This is a genomic window from Paenibacillus sp. FSL P4-0127 (genome assembly GCF_038007325.1).
Classification (GTDB): Bacteria; Bacillota; Bacilli; order Paenibacillales; family Paenibacillaceae; genus Fontibacillus; species Fontibacillus macerans.
This window is the reverse complement of the sequence record NZ_JBBOWY010000001.1, coordinates 5099019-5119538: the sequence shown is the minus strand read 5'-3', so window position 1 is coordinate 5119538 and position 20520 is coordinate 5099019. Positions and strand designations below refer to the sequence as shown.

The window sequence follows — 20520 nt, the reverse complement described above, 5'->3', positions numbered from 1 at the left end:
GTCTCCATCATACAGGAGACTTTATAGAACAGATCGAATATAATAGAACAGATTGAAGTTGAAATGGAAGGAAGGGGGCGGGACTGGAGTGGAAAACGATAATTCCTCCGCGTTCTCCGCGTTCTCCGCGTTCTCCGCAGTTCAAGCGGATAAGCTGTACGAACAGGTTTACGATTATGTGCAGGAAAGAATCCGGCGCGGGGAGTGGCGGGCCGACGAGAAGCTGCCTTCCGTGCGGAAGCTGGCGGCGGAGCTTCAGGTCCACCGGCTTACGGTGTTTAAAGCTTACCAACTGCTGAAAGCAAGCCAAGCCGTATATGTGAAGGATAAATCAGGCTACTATGTGTCGCCCGGCAGCAGTCTGCCCGCCGAAACGCGGGACGACCCGATCGTCTTGGCCAGCGTTCAGGGCGGCAGCCTTTCGGAAATCCATCAGGTCCAGGCCGACTATCAATATTCCAAAGCGCTGCTTGATCCCAACCTGCTGCCGAACCACTATTTCTCGGAATACGTGAAAAAGGTGTTCGATTTGTACCCCAAAGTTCTGGGCACCTATGGAAGCATACAGGGAGATATGGAGCTGCGGGAAGCTTTATGCGGTTATTTAGCCGATCAATATCACTTCCATCTGTCGGCCGATGAACTGCTGATAACCTCCGGTTCGCAGGAGGCCATCGATTTGCTGGCCAGAGTTTTGGTCAAACCGCGGGACTCCGTTTTAATGGAAAGGCCCACTTACAGCCCGGCGATCGATGTCTTCAGAGGGCGGGGGGCCAACATCGTTCCAATCGAAATAAGCGAATCCGGCTATCGGCTGGATGAGGTGGAAAGACTGATGCAGTCCTATAAGCCACGCCTCTTTTATCTCAACCCTACCTTTCATAATCCTACGGGCTACACGATTCCGGCCGAGCAGCGCAAAAGACTGGTCGAGCTTGCCCAGCAATATCAATGCCTGCTGATCGAGGACGATCCCTACCGGGATATCTATTTCGGCAAAAAACCTCCGCTGCCGCTGTTCGCCTATGATACGGAGGGGTGGACGATCTATATCCGCAGCTTCAGCAAATACGTGGCCCCGGGGCTCAGCATCGCCGCTACGGCCTGCCGCCCGCCCGTGATGAAACATATCTTAAAAGCCAGATCTTTGTCCAACAGTGGAACGCCGCTCCTGAATCAGAAGATTTTTCTGCATTATTTCTTTTCGCAGCGGATGCAGCAGCATCTGGAAAAGCTGCGGATCGCGCTGGCGATCCGGCGGGACATCATGGAGGAGCAGCTTGCCGCGGCAGGCTGGGAGTGGTCCAGCCCGGAGGGGGGCTTTAATTTATGGGTCAAGCTGCCCGAGACGGTCTCGATCGATAGGCTGCTCGTCGAAAGCGTGAAGCAGTCCATCACCTTCGTGCCCGGCTCTATCTGCGACCCGTTAAGATCGTTCTCATCCTGGATCAGGCTCAGTTATTCTTATCTGAACGAGCAGCAATCGCGGGAAGGTCTGAAGCGGTTTGTCGGGTTGTGCCGGATGCTGGAGCGCTGGGAGTAGCGCTTCAGTGGGCCGCGCCCTCGTCGGCGCCAAAGGCTGCGTCAGCCGCAACTTCAAGGCTGTGTCAGCCGCAATATCAAGGCTGTATTAGCTGCAATATCAAGGCTGTGGCAGCTTCAACATCAAGGCGGGCCGGGCAAGGTCCGTAAGGTTGCTGGGTTCGTAGGCATGTTCCGCCGGCCGGGTACGGATGCATGCGCGAGAACTGGCCATAGTCCAAAGGATTCTCCCCGGGCTGTGGCCTTTTAATGCGAAGGTTTACGGCTGCTTGCCAATTTTTGATCTTATGTTAGCATATATAAATTGGAGATGCGCATATCTGCACTTGCAATAATGAAAACGCTGTCAAACTAAGTATAACTTTCAGCAAAAGGGGGACTGGGGATGCGCGAGCTGTGCAAAATCTTGATCGTTGATGATGAAATTTTGGTGCGGCAGGGGATTAAACACCATTTGAACTGGGAGCAATACGGCTTTCAAATCGTCGGCGAAGCCTCGAACGGCAAGGAAGCGCTGGAGATGATCGGACGGTTGTCGCCCCATATCGTCATTACGGACATCGTGATGCCGGTCATGGACGGCGAGGAATTTTCCCGAGTCTTGAAGGCGCACTTTCCTCAAATCGAAGTTGTCGTGCTCAGCAGCTACGGGGAATTCAATTATGTTCGCTCCACGTTTCAGAGCGGGGTTGCCGATTATATCCTGAAGCCCAAGCTGGAGACGGAGGAACTGCTGCAGGTGCTGCAAAATACGGCGCGGAAAATTCCGGGACTGCATTATAAAGAGCTGACGGGGGATGGCGGTTTGCCGCTGGATCCAATGCTTGAGCGGCTGTTGGCCGGCTTTCAGCCCGAGGATGGCGAACGTCTCCGGGAGTTTTTTCCGTACGACATGTTTATGCTGCTCGGGGCGGACCTCAGCCGGGTCGCCGGGGAGCCGCACAGCTATATCGCCGGGCTTGCCGCCGGCCTGGAGACGCGTCTGAAGGAGGCGCCTTTTCCGGTTCGGCCAAGGACGATCCCTGTGGACGGCAAGCGGCTGCTGATGCTGGTCAACCTGCCGCGGGAGCACGTTCGCCAGGCCGTTCACGCCGTCAAAGAGCTTGCCGCCGGCAAAGCGGAGGCCATGCCCGAAATGGTCTGGGCGGTAAGCTCCGGCTTTGCCGACCTGAACCGGCTTGAGGCGGTTTACCGCGAGGAATGGCAGCAGCTGCTCCACTTCCGGTTTTATTTTCCGGACCGGGTGCTGATGTTGCAGGATGAACTGCCGCCCGCCCGGGAGCCGGAGGTTTTTGAGATGAAGCGGCTGCTGGCCGACCTAAGAAAGGAACGTTATGGCGAGGCGTTTGGCCGCTTGCGCGATTATGCCGCCCGGGCCGCGGGCAATTACCGGACTCCGCCGTTCGAGTTCAAAGCGTTTCTCGGCAACGCCATTTTCAACATGACCGTCGTTATTACGGAAACGAATGAGCGTCTGAAGGACCTGGACGATATGAAATACGCTTATTTTAAAGCGATCGACGAGGCGAAGGACGCAAGCGAAGCGGTTGGGCTGCTGAACGCGTTTCTGGAGGAGGCGGAAAAGCTGGCGGCCGCCAATTCCCAGCCGGCTGCCGCTGGCAATATGAAGCAACTTTTGCAATATATCGACGAGCATTACGGCGAGCCGCTCACCCTAAGCTCGCTCAGCCGGCATTTTCATTTTAATCCGTCGTATCTTTCCAGCTATTTTTCGGCTCATAATGCCGAAGGGTTCAGCGAATATCTGAACAAAATCCGCATCAGCAAAGCGGCCGAGCTGCTGCGCGCCAGCGAGCTGACGATTTCGGAGATCAGCGCGCGGGCCGGCTATTCGGACCACAGCTATTTTACCAAGGTGTTCAAGAAGCAGACGGGGATGTCGCCCAGCCAATACCGCAGACATACTGACGGCAAGAGGGACTGATTTTATGCAAAAAGCGCTTGAAAAACTGGGCCGCGTGCGGCTGTTTACCAAACTGTTCCTGGTTATGACGGTCAGCATCGTCGCCGTCTGCTTGCTGACGTCGCTCATTACGATCCGCATGTCGGAGCGGCTGTTTGCGGAAACGTTCAGCATCACCAACGGCAAGGTGCTGAAGCAAATCAACACCAGCCTCGATTCGTTTAACGATTCGATCGTTAACGCCGTTACTTATGCCGCCCAGAGCGGTACGGTAAAAACCTATTTGACCGGCGGGGAGCTGGATTCGGTTTCAATGTCCAAGGTGTTCTACCGCATGTCGGAGCAAATGGACCGGCTTGCTACCAATCTGGGCGCCTTTGATGTGGCCGTGACGATCACGGGTATCAACGGGCGAAGCTATTCGACCGACCGGTCCTACTGGCCGGTGACGGGGGAGGAGCTGGCGGCGGGTCCGCTGACCGCAAGGACGGCGGCCAATCCCGGACGCATTCTGTACCAATACGATACCCGGCAAGGCGAAGGCGGGCCGAAGCATTTTATCATCGCGAGCAAAGCGCTGGTGGACCGGACCAGCGGACTTCATTACGGCACATTGTACATCGCGATCCGCGAGCGGGAATTTAAGCAGTTTTTCGAGAATTTCACCAGCGTCGGCAACGATGTGCTGGTACTCGATAGGAGCGGCATGATCGTGTCCGCCAACCGGCCGGAACTGATCGGGACCGCGGCCCCGGAGCTGCTGGACGATGCCGAAGCGATCGCCCAGAAGCGGCTTGATTACCGCAGCGGCACCGTGCTGGGCAAGGAACGGATTATTTTGTCCAATAACTTGCCCTCGTACAACTTTTACCTCGTCAACCTGATCGACCGCCAGTATACCGCAAGGCAGATCATCAATGTGAAGTCCGTGGCGCTTACCTGCATGGTCATCATCGTGTTTGCGATGCTGGCCGTATTCGTCATGTCGCGCAGGCTGACCGGATCGCTGACGCGCCTTGTGCGCCAAATGTCCACGATCGCGAAAAAAGATTTCAGCAACTACATAACGGTAAGCGGAGGTTTTGAGGTTAGAGAGCTGGGCAAGGCGTTTAATTACATGCTGGATGAGCTGAACGATTACATCCGCCGGCTGCTGGAGACGCAAAAGGAGCAGCGGAACGCGGAGCTGGCCGCGCTGCAGCGGCAGATTAATCCGCATTTCCTGTACAACACGCTGGCGTCGATCAAAATGCTGGTGCAAAAAGGGAGCAAAAGTGCGGCCGCGGAAACGATCAACGCGCTGATTTCACTGCTGCAAAACACGATCAGCAACGTCAGCGAAACGATCACGATCGGGCAGGAGCTGGAGAACATGAAAAATTACGTGTTCATCAATCATGTGCGGTACGGCGACCGGATCAAAGTGAATTATTTCGTCTCCCCGGACTGTCTGCTTTACGAGGTGCCGAAGCTGATCATCCAGCCGTTTATCGAAAACGCCTTTTTCCACGCCTTCAACGAAAAAAACGAAGGGACCATTTACATCCTCATCTCGAAAAACGACGGCTCGCTGGTCTGCGAGGTGGTCGACAACGGCGACGGCATGGAGCTGACCGAAGGCGCGGATGCGCTGCCGAATCCGAAAAGCAACCGCCAGCTGTTTACCGGCATCGGTATCCAAAACGTCGACAACCGGATCAAGCTGCTGTATGGGGAGCCTTACGGGGTGCATATTTCCAGCGCCAAAGGGGAGGGGACGAAAATCCGCATCGTTCTGCCGCTGGTGGCCGGTGCTGAAGAAAACAAAGCAGCCCAAATAAATTACCAAAATCCAAAAATATGACCAAACCCGTGAATGCGCTTTCCCGCAATGGACAATAAAATCACCAATCCGCACAAAGATATTTCTAACCGCCCTAATTGCCGCGATGCTATCATAAAAACGGAAATAGGAAGCGCTTTCCAAACAAACAAGCAGGGGGATGAACTAAGATGAAAAAAAGCTTGATTCTGATGCTTGCCGGTATGCTGCTGATGTTGACCTTATCCGCTTGCTCGGCGGGGCCGGGCGGAGCGGGAGGGTCCGGAGGGTCCAGCGGTCCGGAAGGGACGGCGGACTCGGGAGCGGGGAATGGCGGCGGCGGTTCCGGCGGCAGCCAGGAAATCACCGTCTGGGCCTGGGACCCTAACTTCAACATCGCCGCGCTTAAAATCGCCAAAGAGAGATATGAAGCGAAGCATCCGGACGTGAAAGTGAACATCGTGGAATATGCGCAGGCCGATATCGTGCAAAAGCTGAACACCGGACTGAATTCGGGTACGACAAAAGGCCTGCCGAACATCGTGCTGATCGAGGACTATCGGGCGCAAAACTTCCTGCAGGCTTACCCCGACGCGTTCCGCGACATGTCCGACGCGATCAAAGCGGAGGATTTCGCGGAATACAAAATCGGGCCGACCAGCTATAACGGCAAGCAATACGGGGTGCCGTTCGATTCCGGCGCCACCGGGCTGTACGTCCGCACGGACTATCTGGAGCAGGCCGGTTATACGGTGGACGATTTGACGAACATCGACTGGAACCAGTACATCGAAATCGGCAAAAAGGTCAAGGAAGCGACCGGCAAAGATATGCTGACCCAGGACCCGAACGATCTCGGCATCATCCGGGTGATGGCGCAGTCGGCCGGCACCTGGTATTTGAAAGAGGACGGCCAAACGCCGAACCTTGCGGACAATCCGGTCATCAAGGAAGCGCTGGAAACGTACAAAGCGATGTTTGACGCCAATATCGTCAAAATGAACGCGGACTGGAGCCAGTTTTTGGCGGCCTTCAACAACGGCGACGTTGCTTCGGTGCCGACGGGCAACTGGATTACGCCTTCGGTTAAGGCGGAGGCGTCGCAAGCGGGCAAATGGGCGGTCGTGCCTACGCCGCGGCTGGCCGGAAGCGCGGGTGCGGTAGGCGCGTCAAGCCTTGGCGGCAGCTCCTGGTACGTCATGAACATGGACAGTCAGGGCATCGCCGCGAATTTTCTGGCCGAGACGTTTGGCTCCGATGCGGAGATGTATTCGGAAATGCTGGAAAAAGCCGGGGTCATCGGTTCGCTGAAAGCCGCCTCCAGCGGCGACGCTTACGATAAAGCCGACGAGTATTTCGGCGGGCAGAAGATTTACGCCGACTTCGCCAAATGGACGGAAGAGGTGCCGAAGGTCAATTACGGGCTGCACACCTATGCGATCGAGGATATTCTGGTCATTGAAATTCAAAATTACCTGAACGGCAAGGACGTGGACAGCGTCATTCGCGAAGCCCAGGCTCAGGCCGAAGCGCAATTGCAGTAAACCTCCCGCGGTCATAACGGTAAAACCTTGGGCTGTTCCCGGTTCAAGGTTTTATTGTTATCCGCCCGGCTTTATGGATTGTATCAGAGAAAAAGGAGATGAAACCCGATGATGAGAGCATCCGACCCCGCTTCCGCCTCCGCCATGCGTCTGAAAGCTTCTGCTATGCGCCTGAAAGCTTCCACCGTCGGCTGGCTGTTTGTGATCCTGGCTGTGTTGATGATCGCGGTTTTTTATTTTTACCCGATGATTCAGGCCCTGATCCTGTCGTTTCAGACCGGCACCGGCTCAAACTTAAGCTTCAACGGGCTCGGCAACTACAAACGCCTGTTTACTGACTCAATGTTCATCACCGCGGTCAAAAATACGTTCATTTACCTGATCGTGCAGGTGCCGCTCATGGTGCTGCTGGCTTTATTTATTTCCGTACTGCTGAACGACCGCCATTTGAAGTGGAAAGGTTTTTTCCGGACGGCGATTTTCCTGCCCTGCATCACCTCGCTGGTGGCGTATTCGGTTGTTTTCAAATATTTGTTTGCGGACGGCGGACTGGTTAATTCGCTGCTGATGGGCCTGCATGTCGCGGGTGAACCGATTCATTGGATCACCGATCCGTTTTGGGCGAAGGTGACGATCATTATCGCCATTACGTGGCGCTGGACCGGGTATAATATGATTTTTTACTTGTCCGGCATGCAAAATATCGATCCATCGATCTATGAGGCGGCAAAAATCGACGGGGCCTCGGCGGTTAAGCAGTTTTTCCGCATTACGGTCCCGATGCTGAAGCCGATCATTTTGTTCACCTCGATCACTTCGACGATCGGCACGCTGCAGCTGTTCGATGAAGTGATGAACATTACGAAGGGCGGACCGGGCAATGCCACGACCTCGATCTCGCAGTACATTTACAATCTGTCGTTCAAATATTCGGCGGATTTCGGCTACGCGGCTACCGTTTCGTATTCGATTGTGATCATGATCATCGTGCTGTCGATCCTTCAATTTAAAGTGGCAGGTGACCGCAATGCTTAAAGTCAAAAGATTGTCGATGTACCTGTTTCTAGTCGTGGCGGCGTTTGTGTCCACTTTTCCATTTTTGTGGATCATCGTCAGTTCGACGAATCCGTCCGTCGATGTCACCCGGGGGCGGCTGCTGCCGGGAACATATTTCCTGACCAATCTGCGTAATTTGCTGGATTCCGTCGATATCCTCGGCGCTATGAAAAATTCCTTGATCGTCTCCGTATCGACGACGCTGCTGGCGCTGCTCATCGCCTCGCTGGCCGGTTACGGCTTTGAGATCTACCGCAGCAAGGCGAAGGATATCGTGTTTAACGTTTTGCTGCTGTCGATGATGATCCCGTTTGCGGCGATGATGGTGCCGTTGTACCGGATGTTCGGGAAAATCACCAACCTGATCCCGCTGATCGGCATCGATACGCTGGCCGCGGTGGTGCTGCCGACGATGACGACGGCATTTCTGATTTTCTTTTTCCGCCAGAGCACGAAAATGTTCCCGAAAGAGCTGTTGGAAGCCGGACGGATCGACGGTTTGTCCGAACTGGGGCTGTTCTTCCGCGTGTATGTGCCGACGATGAAAACGACGTACGCGGCGGCGGCGATCATCACGTTCATGAGCAGCTGGAACAACTACATGTGGCCGCTGATCGTGCTTCAAACGCCGGAGAAGCAGACGGTGCCGCTGCTGATTTCGACGCTGGGCTCCAGCTACGCGCCGGATTACGGACTCATCATGCTGGCCATCGTCATATCGACGGTGCCGACGGCGCTCGTATTTTTCGTGATGCAAAAGCATTTCGTGGCCGGGATGATCGGCTCGGTGAAGTGATGTTGGCTCTGGGCGGCGGCCGGGCCGGCCGCTGAATTTTTCACTCACCCGTCGGCCTTCAAATATAGCGGCAGTTTATGTACTTATTATCCGGAAGCCTGGCTAGTTCACTCCATTAACGGCAGTTTATGTACTTATTATCCGATGAATGGTGGAGATCTCGGCCATTTCCTTGTGATCGTGGAAAATAACGGCATAAAAGGTCTCTATTTCTCTCAAATGGGCGGGGATCGCCGAAATAAAGACACTTTATGTCCTTATTTTTTCGCTGGAGTTGCTCAGGCGGTCTGGTTTTGCAGGTCTGTCTCCCTTTTAAATATTGGCCGCATCCTACAAAGAGGAATGCGGCTCTTTCGCACGGTTCTTGGACGATCGCCAGCAACCCGTCAAACATCCATTTTACTATTGATTTCCAAAGGTAATTATGATAATTTTGTTTCAAGGTTAACAATATTTAAGGAAAATCTGTATGTCATGCCAATATCATGAAAAAGGTGGAGAGGAAATGGGGATTAAACACGATGCTCTTTTGCCGAAGCATAAAGAGTTCATTCAGCGCCAGTATCTTTTCTTTGTCGGTTCGGCGCCGTTGTCGGAAGAAGGGCATGTCAATCTATCGCCCAAGGGCTATAGCTCCTTTCGCATTCTGTCGGACAATCAGGTGGCCTACCTGGATATGTCCGGCTCGGGCAACGAGACGAGCGCGCATATATTGGAGAACGGCAGAGTGACCCTGATGTTCTGCGCGTTCGAGGGGCCGCCCTCCATTGTGCGGCTTTATGGTAAGGGGACGGTCGCGCTGCCCGGGTCAAACCGGTGGGAGGAGCTGTATCCGCTGTTTGATCCGCTTCCGGGAGCAAGACAAATGATTATCGTTGACGTTCATATGGTGCAGGACTCGTGCGGCTTTGGGGTTCCATTTATGAAGTATGAGGGTGACCGGGAGAAGCTCAAGGAAATATCGCTGAAGTTCAGAAAAGAACAGCTTGATAAGTACTGGCATGAAAAGAACGCGGCAAGTATCGACGGATTGCCGACGGCTTTTGGTTTGCCTGATTTGCAAGAAAACGAACGCCTGCTAAAATAGAATAATAAAGATAATTCCTGATGAACCTCAGTATTATCCTTGTTTAAATTGTTATCGAGTAAACAAAACCGGAAATTCAACAGGAAGAAAGGGGGGGAGAAGGTGAACTCGTCCGAGAAGTTAAAGCAACTGGTTTACGGGCAGTTTCTCCATTTTTCGCATATGATGGAGCAGTCGTTCGATAGGGAGTTGGACGAATTCGCCGATCAGGCGCGGGAAATGGGGCTTGACTCGTTTCCGAACAATTTGACGACCGTTCATGTGCTCGACTGCATCGGCAACCACGAGCCGATCAACAACACTACCATTGCCGACAAGCTGAATTTATCGAAAGCGAGCATTACTAAAATCAGCGCCAAGCTGCTGGAGGAAGGGTATGTGAAGCGCGGCCAGTTGAACGACAATAAGAAGGAAGTGTACTTCAGCCTGACGCCAAAAGGCAGGCGGATTTTCGAAGCGCATGAAGCGATGCACAAGATGATGGAACGCAGGTTTTTGGACACCTTTGACTCGTTTGCCGAAGCCGAGCTGCTGGCGGTGCTGAAGTTCTTCCAAACGATGGCCGACTTTCTTAATGAGAGGCAATCGGCCGGGGTTAAGTAACGGTAAAAAAGTTGTTTTCCTGCCTTGACTCCCCCAAATATTCGTGATATTATAAATTTCGTTGCTGCAAAACAATGCATCAACGAAATACGCGGTCGTGGCGGAATTGGCAGACGCGCACGGTTCAGGTCCGTGTGGGCTAACCCCCCGTGGAGGTTCGAGTCCTCTCGACCGCATCAGCTTAACAATGAACGAGCCCTTGAATTTCCTTTTGGTGGAGATTCAAGGGCTTTTTGCATACTTAGAATCTGCAAGTTATTGCTCATTACTTGGGCCGAAGAAAGTTTCGAGCTGTATTCAAGATGAACATAAATGTTGGCAGTTGTGGAATAATGGCTATGCCCCAGCCATTCCTGAATTTCCTTTAAGCTGACACCGTTAGCAAGGACTAAGCTGGCACAACTGTGACGAAGATCGTGAAACCGAATCCGTCGCAAGTTATGTTTTTTCAGGACGAGCGGAAAATGTTGAGTAATATAACCCGGCTTAATTCACTCTCCCAGCTTATTGACGTAAGTCATTATTATAGATTCACTTGTGACTCTTGGGGGGGGCTCCAGTTAAGGTGACCCTTCTACTCGAGAAGGAGCTAGCCGCCTCCCCTCTTCAACTCAAGTACATAACCCTGCGATTTTGCAAATTCAATCCAATTCACCTGATTGGCTGATCTAATTTGCTCTTTGGTAAACAGGGTGTATTGTGTCATAGAAACACATCCTCCATTCGTTGTTTAGGAAGGTGGAAAATCGTATAATATAGATAGGAAATTGGAAAGGAGCAGATTGGATGTCTTCAGATGTGAACCCAGAAACGGTGCATCAGCGGCACGATACCTCCTATCGCTTTTTACTCTCCAGTAAAAAGCTTTTTGTGGAACTACTTCGTTCTTTCATTAATAAAGGATGGGTACAAGCGGTGGACGAGGAGCATGTACAGGAGATTCCTCATTCCTTTGTGCTGCAGGACTTTAAGCGCCAGGAGGCCGATCTGGTCTACCGGGTAAATCTGAACGGCAAGGATGTTGTATTTTATTTGCTCCTGGAGATGCAATCTAGTGTGGATTTTCGGATGCCCTATCGGTTGCTCTTGTATCAGGTGGAGATTTGGCGCTACTTATTGCAAAATGAAGAGGACGCTTTGTCTAACCGGAAAACATTTCAATTGCCGCCGATTGTTCCGATTGTGTTGTATAATGGAAAGCTAAAGTGGTCAGCGGAGCTGGAGTTCCGCAAGCTGCTTGCTAACGAGAACCTGTTTGGTTCGGAACTGCTGAATTTTGAATATTTGCTTATAGATGTTGCACGTTATACAGAAGAAGAACTATTGTCGTTGTCGAATACGATAGGCTCCGTTTTCTTGCTCGACCAGACCGAAGACCAGGAGCAGTTATTGAACCGTCTCGGCAAGCTGATGAATACGATTCAGCAACTGCCGGCAGATAGTCAGCAGAAATTTGTGGCTTGGATGGCCAACATTCTACTACAGAAGCTGCCGGAAAATGAGCCAAGCTTACAGCAATTTATTCAAAACGTGAAAGGGGATGCTTCGTTCATGGGACTGGAAAAAATCTTGGATGATATTGAACGCAGAGGACAACACAAAGGTGAGCAAAAAGGCAAAGAAGAAGTAGCTAAACAGTTAATACGAATGGGGATGGATGATTCATCTATTGCCCAAGCCACCGGATTTTCGGTCCAAACTATTGAAGATTGGCGCAAGCAAGCTTACTAATTTCCGTTCCTTTGGAGCGGTTTTCTTTTTTGATAGGTTAGTGTTCCATTCCTTTGTGTTCTACCAAACCCTCATTTTGTTATCCCGAAAGAGTCATGATTTGGGCTGTGCCAAACGTTTCATACATAAATGTTCGATATACTTTAACTGGAATCCAGGGACTGTCGATACGGAAATCGATGTTTCCCGGCAGCAGTGGAGCAGGTAAGACAGTAAAAGTTTGTTTCACCAACTTTGACGGATAATGGAATTTGCGTTTCAAAAAAATGAATGCGATCACCGTAATAATCCTCAATCAGACGGAAAGCCTCTTTGTATAAGTTGGTTCGAACATCGCACACGCTTGGATTTACTTTCAAGTCGGAAAAAGGAGATGGACTTATGTACAAAATGAACAGACTGCCGAACGCAAAGGCGAACATAATCTTAACCATAATGTAAGCTGTGATTAAGGTAAATCGATAGTTCCCAAGCCGCCGATAAGGTACATTAATAGAGAAAGAACCAATGATCGGGCGGCATCTCTTGAAAGGGATGAAAAGCATGCGCATTTTGCGAGTTTTCAGAAAATTATCGATTTTTTGTCTTTTTGGGGAGGGAATATAAATGAATTTTCCTCAGTTCGCGTTTAATAATGTCAGACGCAACGGCCGTGCTTACACGGGATATTTATTAAGCAGCGCATTTATGGTGATGATTTTTTTTACATATGCCGTTTTCATTTATCATCCTGAAATTCAGCGGGCGCCGATGGGCAAAATGACGTTAATCTGCATGCAGGTTGCCGCGTACGTGGTGTTTATTTTTGCGATCTTTTTTGTGCTCTACTCGATCAGCGCCTTTTTGAAGTCCCGCAATAAGGAGTTTGGGATTTTAATGATACTGGGCGCACAGCCGGGACAAATTAATGGCCTGATTTTTTTGGAAAATATGATCATCGGCACAGTTTCCATAGTCACCGGAATCGCCGGCGGGCTGCTGTTGGCCAAGCTGTTTTTACTGGTCAGTACAAAAATGATCGGTATGAACGAGTTGAACTTCTATTGGCCAGTAAAGGCAATTGCACTGACGGCGAGCTGCTTTGTTGCTTTATTTATGGCGATATCGCTATTTACGCTGCTGTTTATTCGCAAAAATCGGGTGCTGGAGCTTTTGAAGGGCAGCAGCAGGCCGAAGCGGGAGCCGAAAGTTTCAATTTGGCTTTCCATATTGGGCGCGATTTTACTGACTATTAGTTTTGTGGCCCTCGACAAAGACACTCTATCTCCGAAAGTACTGATGATCGCCGCTTTTTCCGGTATTTCCGGCACCTATTTCTTTTACTCCCAACTGTCAGTTCTCCTCATTCGTTTGCTCAAACGAAATCGAAGGCGTGTATGGCGCGGCACTAATTTGCTGTGGATTTCCGAGATCAGCTATAAGCTGAAGGATAATGCCAAAATGCTGTTTCTGGTGACGGTTGTTACTTCGATCGCTTGCATAAGTGCAGGCTTCGTACTGGCCGTTGATCAAGACAACAAGCAGCAGTTTTTGAACAATAAATTTGCTTTCAGGTATGACGTATATCAGCCAGAGCGTATCGATGCGGAGCTGGCCACTATTGAGCAGTCCATGCAGGAAGCGGGCATCGCTTTTGAGCGGTATCGGATAGATTCGATTGGCGCTATGCTGCAGAATTATGCCCACGACCCAACAACTGGCAGCGATGTAGAGTTTGTTCGGGCAAGCCAGTTTAATGAACTGGCGGCTTTGCTGGAGGTAGAGCCGTTGGAGAATCTGCCTTGGCAAACGGCTGTGGCGGTTTATCCGGACGTTAAACGTTTGCCCAGGCAGCCCTTAAAGTTTGAGGGAACCGAGTCCAGCATTACGATTGTGCAGGAAATCAGCATACCCCAGTTGGGAGGCGTTAGTAATGCAGGGGTTATGCTCATTGTTGAAGATGCCTTTTTTACCCAATTAACAGCTGATTTATCTAGCAGACCAGAGTATCACTATCATGTACCATCCTGGACACAGCTTCCCTCGCTGCAAGATGAGCAATCCAAGATCGGCAGAGAGCTGTACGCATGGAATCAGCAGCAAATGAACGGCTGCGTCGCAGACTGTCTGAATAATATTTTGACGGTTCGTTCCGACAAATACCGGAGCACGAAAGATACGACCTCCGTGTTCAGCTTTATCGGAATTTTTATCGCCCTGATCTTCTCGATTTCGACGGCAAGCTTTTTGTACTTCAAGCTTTATACGGAGCTATCTGCCGACAGCCGAACGTACCATGCCCTGTCCAAGATCGGATTGAGCAGCGGAGAAATGAGCGCGGCGGCTACGAAGCAAATTGCTTTTATCTTTTTTATTCCGATTCCGATATCCGCGATACAAACGCTTGTGGTTTTGAAGTCTGTACTGAGATATATGAGGATCTCGCATGTCTATGTCTATACGGGTACTTTTACAGTGGCACTGGCTTTTCTGGCCGCCCAGACCGTCTACTTTATCATGGCGAGATCGCGTTATGTGAAAGCTTTACAGAAAATGATGGTATGAACAGCCGCCAGGACTTATGGGAAAGATGAATCAGTTTTTCAAAAAGGGGGATTCCGTTTGCGCAAGTTCAAGTTAACATCGATGCTGCTTATAGGTTTACTAATGATTGGGTTGGCAGGTTGTACAAGCTCGCCGGCGGCAAACACTGTTAAGTTGAAGGTGATGACTTACGACAAAGAAAACAGATACTTTAATCATCAATACGGTGATATGTTCCATGCCGAGAACGGTTCGATTAAGATTCAGCTTGTTAGACCCAAAAGTGTGGAACTTGAGAAGACCGCTTCGAACTATGTGCAGGCTCTTGAGCAGTCTATCGAACAAGAACAACTCGATGTTCTTTACTTAAGTATTGATGATTATAACCGATTATCAGCAGCAGGGTTCTTGTTGGATCTTGAACCGCTGGCGGTGCGGGATCACTACAATATCGACACGATTTATCCTTCCATCACCAGCTTTCTCAGGGAGCAAGGCGGCGGGAAGTTGTATGGTTTTGCACCTACATTCCAGCGAAAAGCCATTTTTTACAATATTGACCTGTTTGAGAAATATGGAATTGAGCCGCCACGCGACGGGATGACTTGGCAAGAGCTGATCGACTTAGCAGCACGATTTCCTACCGATGGAGATGAGCAGTCTAGGATATACGGGGGATTCACTAGTTTTGGGTTAAACAAAGAAAACCCTCTGGATGAACTAGGTACGTGGATCGGTTTATCTATGGGATTAAAGGCAGTTAACCTTGATACATTGCAAGTTACAATGGATACAGAAGGCTGGAAGCAAGCGTACGAACAAGCTCAAGCGGCATTATCAACGAATGCCCTTCACAAGGGAGGATTTAACGCGGATGAAGATTTCGATGGACAGCAACTTTTTGCTAAGGGGCGGCAAGCGATGTTGATCACTGATGAACCTAGCTGGGCCTATAGTGTACTTGACTATATAAAAAGTGATAAATCAGGGGTTAAGCCATTTAGGGTGGGTATGGTGGTTGGTCCAGCAGACCCGTCCAACCGAGAAATAACCAGAGATCTGAATATGAATAATGACTATGTATATGCGATTCGTGCCAATTCCTCCAATGTAGATGCCGCATGGGAATTGTTGAAGTTTATGCAGGGTGATAAGGTTGCCAGCAAATTGGCGAGAAGACCTGATCATGGTATACCTTCACGCATGGGTCAAACAAGCGATTATTATGGAATTAACTTGGATGGATTCTATCACTTAACCTCTTTGCCGCTAAGTAATTATTATGATGATCCTAATAGTAGTATTATTACGGATGAATTCAAAGAAAGATATGAGGAGATTTCGTATCGTGAATTGACCCAAGTAGAGAAGTCTCAAAAATCCCTTGATGACGCACTACAGACGATTCAACGAGATGCGCAAGCTGCCCTTGATGAAGCAGTCCTTGTCAGGACAGTTAATGGAGAAAATGGGAGTTCAGAGCCGGACAAGGGCATGGCAACGGAAGACATGACCATCCATTGGGATGATTTCAAGACAGTACCTTTTAAATGACTATGCTGCATGTTGAGCAGAGACAGGAGTCGATGATGAACAAAACATGGTTGCAAGTACTTACGATGCTTGTTATTAGTTGCCTGGTACTAGTAGGTTGTACAAGTGAATCTAAGGGTCCGATTGAACCAAAGGAGAATCAAGAGACGACTACGCTTAAGGTCATCTATCAGGATTCGGAATTATTCTACAAGCAATATGGAGATTCGTTCACGACGCTTAATGATCATATCCAATTTGAAGTCATCAGTGATGCGGACATTTACAAGGATATGGGGGACAAGACGAAGGAAGAGGTGTATGCAGAGTTTATCCGTGAAGAACAGCCGGATATCTTGATTCTGGATGCTCATCAGTTTAAAAAACAAATTAACGATGGAGTACTGACTGAACTTGATTCGCTTAGTGCTAGAGATAACTATAATCTAGATGGGTTCGTTCCTGGTTTAGTTGATCAGTTTCGTGAACTAGGCGGTGGTCAATTGTATGGGCTTACTCCGTCATTCTCAAGCAAGGCGATATTTTATAACAAAGACCTGTTCAAGAAAAATGGCATAGAGTTACCATCTGATGGAATGAGTTGGTACGACATCATTGAGCTTGCCCGCCGTTTTCCTACTGAAGGGGATAAACAGACACGAGTTTACGGATATAGCGGTGGAGATGTGTATGAAGCCCCTATGGATCTAGTTACACTGATTGATAAGATGAGCCGGGCTGAAGGATTGTCGATCGTGAACACAGATAAGATGCAGGTGACCTTAGATACAGATGCGTGGAAGAAAGTGATTCAGACTGCTATTGAGGCAGGCCAATCGGGAGCTATTTTTAATTCTATGGATGAATTATTCACCCGTGGAACGAAAGAGGAGTTTTATGACAGCCAACCATTTCTCATGGGGCGTTCTGCTATGCATATTGGATCGGTAACGTCGCTAGCACTTATGGATCATTTCAAGAATGATGTGAACGATGATGTCCCCTTTGAACTTGGGATTGCCGCCGGACCCGTCGATCCTCTTGATCCTACATCAACTTATGTAACACCAGGTGATATATTCGCCATTAATAAAGCATCAGTCCATCAAGATGCCGCATGGGAATTTATTAAGTATGTGTGCGGTGAAGATTATGCTCGTGCTAGCTCTGAATCTAATGAATTGTTGTTAGGTCAGCAACTGTTATTAAGTCGATCAGGATTTATGAAGGACTATGAAGGAATCAGTTTAGAGCCGTTCTATCGGTTAAAATCAAAATTTCCAAGGCGTAGTGACGATTGGTACAAGCTGCCTGATCCATTCTTCAACGATTTTGCGGCGGTCTTAAGCCGAGAACTAGAGCTTGTGAAAAAAGGGCAAAAATCCCTTGATGATGCGGTAGCAACCGTAAAGTCCGAAGCGCAAACGCTGCTTGATCAATCTGTAAAGAAATGATAGCCCAATAAACTTGAGTTGAATACTGTGTAAGATGGAGGGAAGTAGCAGAGCCGAATGAGGAGAGAGTGCCGAAGTATGATTGAAATCGATTGTATGGGAGATCCGGATCAAGGCTTGAGCTGTATGTTGTACAGCTCTTTTTTTTTATGGACAAATACGGCAGAAATGCAGCACCGTGTCCCTTGATCGCAGCCAGCTTAACGGCCTCAATGGAGTCAAGGCTGTAGAGAATGTAATCACCGCTTATATCGTTAATTTTTATTCAAATTTGACGCAACCATCAGTTCATAAAACTGCTTTGGAGTAACACCGTATTCATTCTTAAAAGCTCTAAAAAAATTTGAATAATCGCCAAAGCCTGACTGTTTGTAAACACTATTTATTGGATAGTCTTTAAGAATTAACTCTTTTGCTTTAATTAATTTCTTCTGCACCATATACCTGTGAATAGTGGTGCCTGTATGCTTTTTAAATTCCCTGGATAGATGAAATTTACTGAGATAAAACTGTTTGGAAAGTTCATCAATGGAGATGTCTTCTTCTAAATGATCATTAATATACTCAATTATCCCATCGATGAGAATGCTCTTCTTTACAGAAATATCCAGGTTTGATGTGTCGTTCAAAACAAGATTGCTTAAGTTTACGACAAGCTCCGCAATATAGGCCTTATATAGCAAATCTTTGCCTAACCCTTGGTGGTTTTCAAGACTTAACAGCTTATTGAGCTGTGTCTTCGCATTTTGCTGAAATTCAATGTCCGCTCTTATTACATTTCTTTTTTTAACGCTTTCAAAGCATAAAGTAAGATCCGTTTCTTGGGATGATAATTCTTGGAGAAAGGATTTGTTTATCCAAAGTACAATCCGTTCATAGGGGACTTTCATACTATTAATAACTGCTTGGTGGAGCTCCTTTGTATTAATCAATATAATGTCACCCGGTTTTATATCGTAGGATTTGCCTTCGATCAAATAAGTAATGTCTCCGGAAATAAATAAATAAATCTCATAAAAATCATGATGATGTAAATACAACAAAGGAATATCGGAGTTTAAAAAGTGAAAAACCTCATAATCGCTGGAAATCATATATTTGCGGGTAAAAAACTTATGCAAATTTCTTTTCATTCGTGGTCCCCTTTTCAGCACAATGACTTGTATAAATTGTAACTAAGATTACTGAAGAGTTCTACTGAAAAACGTTGTAACAGGCGAATAGAATAATAATTACATGTGAAGATGAGCTGTATGATATTTTACTACAGCAATTTTTACAAGTTTTGAAGCAATTAAAACATATTTTTTTATCGTCATTTATCTATAATTAAAAACATGTTTGTGAAATTAATTGCAATTGTGGAACAGGAATTAAGCCAAAAGCCTGCTATGGCGCAGATGGTGCTTGAAAAATTCAAACCATAAAGTAAGCGCTAACAAGTAAGCGCTTTAATAAAGGCATTTCCAGATATTTGGATGAAATGCAGCCTATTTCATCAGAATATATAAAACATATTTTTCGGGAGGGCTATGTATGGAAAGCAATCCAAAACAAAAATTGCCTTTGAAGGAAAAGCTTGCTTATGGATTTGGGGATTTGGGAAATGGGTTTATGTTTGATTTAGGGCAATCATATCTGCTGAAGTTCTTTACGGATGTGCTTAATATTCCGGCGGTGGTTGGAGGAACTGTCTTCTTAATATCAAAAATATTTGACGCTTTTGCAGATGTAACTGTCGGAACGATTGTAGACTCCAGAAAGAAAATAGGGAAAAGAGGAAAATTCAGGCCGTTTATTTTATACGGCACACTGCCTCTGGCAATCACTACGGTACTATGCTTTTTAGTTCCGAATCTATCGATGGCCGGAAGAATAGCCTTTGCTTATATTACCTACATGCTGTTTGGATTAGCCTATTCTTTTGTAAATATACCCTATGGTTCATTAGCAGCAGCGATGACTCAAGATTCAGTAGAAAGAACCAAGCTGGCTTCCTTCAGACAGGCCGGTTCCAATTTGGCCGTACTGATCACAGGGGTAGCCGTAATACCTCTAATACTGAATTTTTCCGATTCCAAAGTAGGTTATCCGGTAGTCATGGGATTAATGGCCTTGATTGGTACGGTTTTTCATTTAATTTGCTATAAATATACGGTAGAACATGTAAGAGTTGACGCTCCGGAGAAGAAAAAAGAACCTATAAGCAAAATGTTTAAAGTGCTTTTCTCAAATAAACCGCTAATGATCTTGAATCTGATGAGCTTATTAACCATATCTTTTTACAATCTGAAGGTAGGTATGATGGTATATTATGCTCAATATGTCCTCGGTAATGCAAACTTAACAGCAACTTTAAATTTCGTAAGTATCGGCTGTTCATTGATAGGCGTTGCTGTAATGCCGCTTGTCGTTAAAAAAATCGGAAAGAAAGCTACTTTTTTAGCAGGATTGGGCATATGGGTGGCCGGCGATCTAATAAATTACATGCTTCCCGGAAATAAAGCTGTATTTATAACATTTTCTTCTATAGCCTGGTTTGGAACGGCTTTCATGAACGGTATGACCTGGGCATTTATATCCGATGCCGTCGAATACGGCGAGTGGAAAACAGGAGAAAGAACCGAAGGAATTATTTATTCTACTTTTAGCTTCTGCAGAAAGCTTGCACAAGCTTTAGCCGGATTTATTCCAGGAGTGGTTTTGAGTCTGATTGGATACATTCCTAATGTTCAGCAATCAGCCGAAACATTAGCTGGAATAAAATCATTAATGCTTCTGTACCCGGCTATTGGAGCAGGAATTGCTATTTTGACTTTTGTATTCTTGTATAATTTAACAGATGATAAATATAAGCATATTTTAGCGGAATTAAGCGCAAGAAAAGAAGCTAAAGCGATCCAATAGTTTGATTGACTTTTAGGAG

Annotated in this window: 15 protein-coding genes and 1 tRNA gene; 14 read left to right on the top strand and 2 right to left on the bottom strand. The window is 48.0% G+C overall.

The annotated features are described in order from the left end of the window. Positions 1-88: 88 nt before the first annotated feature. The 9 genes from NYE74_RS22985 (at position 89) to NYE74_RS22945 (ending at position 10529) form a co-directional block, all read left to right on the top strand. Positions 89-1543, top strand: coding sequence for an aminotransferase-like domain-containing protein (locus NYE74_RS22985; protein ID WP_316560744.1), 1455 nt, complete (start codon positions 89-91; stop codon positions 1541-1543). Between the two features lie 384 nt (positions 1544-1927). Beyond that, positions 1928-3487, top strand: coding sequence for a response regulator transcription factor (locus tag NYE74_RS22980; RefSeq protein WP_240751598.1), 1560 nt, complete (start codon positions 1928-1930; stop codon positions 3485-3487). Between the two features lie 4 nt (positions 3488-3491). Continuing rightward, positions 3492-5309, top strand: a complete 1818-nt coding sequence (locus NYE74_RS22975) for a cache domain-containing sensor histidine kinase (RefSeq protein ID WP_240751599.1) — start codon at positions 3492-3494, stop codon at positions 5307-5309. Between the two features lie 149 nt (positions 5310-5458). Next, on the top strand, positions 5459-6811 hold the full coding sequence (locus tag NYE74_RS22970; protein WP_240751600.1) for an ABC transporter substrate-binding protein: 1353 nt from the start codon (positions 5459-5461) through the stop codon (positions 6809-6811). Positions 6812-6955: 144 nt separating this feature from the next. Continuing rightward, a complete protein-coding gene (locus NYE74_RS22965) occupies positions 6956-7846 on the top strand; it encodes a carbohydrate ABC transporter permease (RefSeq protein ID WP_240752593.1) in 891 nt (296 codons plus the stop codon). Continuing rightward, positions 7839-8663: a carbohydrate ABC transporter permease gene (locus NYE74_RS22960; RefSeq protein WP_316560743.1), complete on the top strand. Its 825-nt coding sequence runs from the start codon at positions 7839-7841 to the stop codon at positions 8661-8663. Before NYE74_RS22965 ends, NYE74_RS22960 begins: the two co-directional genes overlap by 8 nt. Positions 8664-9168: 505 nt before the next feature. Then, positions 9169-9750 carry a pyridoxamine 5'-phosphate oxidase family protein gene (locus tag NYE74_RS22955; protein WP_155620395.1) on the top strand — a complete coding sequence of 194 codons (582 nt, stop codon included), beginning with the start codon at positions 9169-9171 and terminating at the stop codon, positions 9748-9750. Positions 9751-9852: 102 nt separating this feature from the next. Continuing rightward, positions 9853-10353, top strand: a complete 501-nt coding sequence (locus NYE74_RS22950) for a MarR family transcriptional regulator (protein ID WP_036623908.1) — start codon at positions 9853-9855, stop codon at positions 10351-10353. Between the two features lie 91 nt (positions 10354-10444). Next, positions 10445-10529, top strand: a tRNA-Leu gene (locus tag NYE74_RS22945). On the opposite strand, the gene NYE74_RS22940 is transcribed toward NYE74_RS22945, so the two are convergent. Beyond that, positions 10530-10805, bottom strand: coding sequence for a tyrosine-type recombinase/integrase (locus tag NYE74_RS22940; RefSeq protein ID WP_394373450.1), 276 nt, complete (start codon positions 10803-10805; stop codon positions 10530-10532). Between the two features lie 334 nt (positions 10806-11139). On the opposite strand from NYE74_RS22940, the gene NYE74_RS22935 reads away from it, so the two are divergent. The 4 genes from NYE74_RS22935 to NYE74_RS22920 all read left to right on the top strand — a co-directional run bounded on the left by NYE74_RS22935 (position 11140) and on the right by NYE74_RS22920 (position 17594). After that, a complete protein-coding gene (locus NYE74_RS22935) occupies positions 11140-12084 on the top strand; it encodes an Rpn family recombination-promoting nuclease/putative transposase (protein ID WP_155620396.1) in 945 nt (314 codons plus the stop codon). Between the two features lie 687 nt (positions 12085-12771). Continuing rightward, entirely contained in the window at positions 12772-14628 is a 1857-nt protein-coding gene (locus NYE74_RS22930; protein WP_316560741.1) for an ABC transporter permease, read from the top strand. A 57-nt stretch (positions 14629-14685) separates the two neighbouring features. Then, entirely contained in the window at positions 14686-16161 is a 1476-nt protein-coding gene (locus NYE74_RS22925; protein ID WP_155620398.1) for an ABC transporter substrate-binding protein, read from the top strand. Between the two features lie 35 nt (positions 16162-16196). Then, positions 16197-17594, top strand: coding sequence for an ABC transporter substrate-binding protein (locus NYE74_RS22920; RefSeq protein ID WP_036628355.1), 1398 nt, complete (start codon positions 16197-16199; stop codon positions 17592-17594). A 254-nt stretch (positions 17595-17848) separates the two neighbouring features. Here the strand turns inward: NYE74_RS22920 and NYE74_RS22915 are convergent, their stop codons facing one another. After that, positions 17849-18727: an AraC family transcriptional regulator gene (locus NYE74_RS22915; protein ID WP_036623906.1), complete on the bottom strand. Its 879-nt coding sequence runs from the start codon at positions 18725-18727 to the stop codon at positions 17849-17851. Positions 18728-19130: 403 nt separating this feature from the next. On the opposite strand from NYE74_RS22915, the gene NYE74_RS22910 reads away from it, so the two are divergent. Continuing rightward, complete coding sequence (locus tag NYE74_RS22910) at positions 19131-20501, top strand: MFS transporter (protein ID WP_036623905.1); 1371 nt, start codon at positions 19131-19133, stop codon at positions 20499-20501. Positions 20502-20520 lie beyond the last annotated feature (19 nt).

What these genes read in the sequence shown, in the direction of transcription:
- NYE74_RS22965 (WP_240752593.1), top strand. Translation starts at nt 6,956, where the DNA reads ATGCGTCTGAAAGCTTCTGCTATGCGCCTGAAAGCTTCCACCGTCGGC.
- NYE74_RS22920 (WP_036628355.1), top strand. Translation starts at nt 16,197, where the DNA reads ATGAACAAAACATGGTTGCAAGTACTTACGATGCTTGTTATTAGTTGC.
- NYE74_RS22975 (WP_240751599.1), top strand. Translation starts at nt 3,492, where the DNA reads ATGCAAAAAGCGCTTGAAAAACTGGGCCGCGTGCGGCTGTTTACCAAA.
- NYE74_RS22955 (WP_155620395.1), top strand. Translation starts at nt 9,169, where the DNA reads ATGGGGATTAAACACGATGCTCTTTTGCCGAAGCATAAAGAGTTCATT.
- NYE74_RS22910 (WP_036623905.1), top strand. Translation starts at nt 19,131, where the DNA reads ATGGAAAGCAATCCAAAACAAAAATTGCCTTTGAAGGAAAAGCTTGCT.
- NYE74_RS22930 (WP_316560741.1), top strand. Translation starts at nt 12,772, where the DNA reads ATGGTGATGATTTTTTTTACATATGCCGTTTTCATTTATCATCCTGAA.
- NYE74_RS22970 (WP_240751600.1), top strand. Translation starts at nt 5,459, where the DNA reads ATGAAAAAAAGCTTGATTCTGATGCTTGCCGGTATGCTGCTGATGTTG.
- NYE74_RS22915 (WP_036623906.1), bottom strand. Translation starts at nt 18,727, where the DNA reads ATGAAAAGAAATTTGCATAAGTTTTTTACCCGCAAATATATGATTTCC.
- NYE74_RS22960 (WP_316560743.1), top strand. Translation starts at nt 7,839, where the DNA reads ATGCTTAAAGTCAAAAGATTGTCGATGTACCTGTTTCTAGTCGTGGCG.
- NYE74_RS22935 (WP_155620396.1), top strand. Translation starts at nt 11,140, where the DNA reads ATGTCTTCAGATGTGAACCCAGAAACGGTGCATCAGCGGCACGATACC.
- NYE74_RS22980 (WP_240751598.1), top strand. Translation starts at nt 1,928, where the DNA reads ATGCGCGAGCTGTGCAAAATCTTGATCGTTGATGATGAAATTTTGGTG.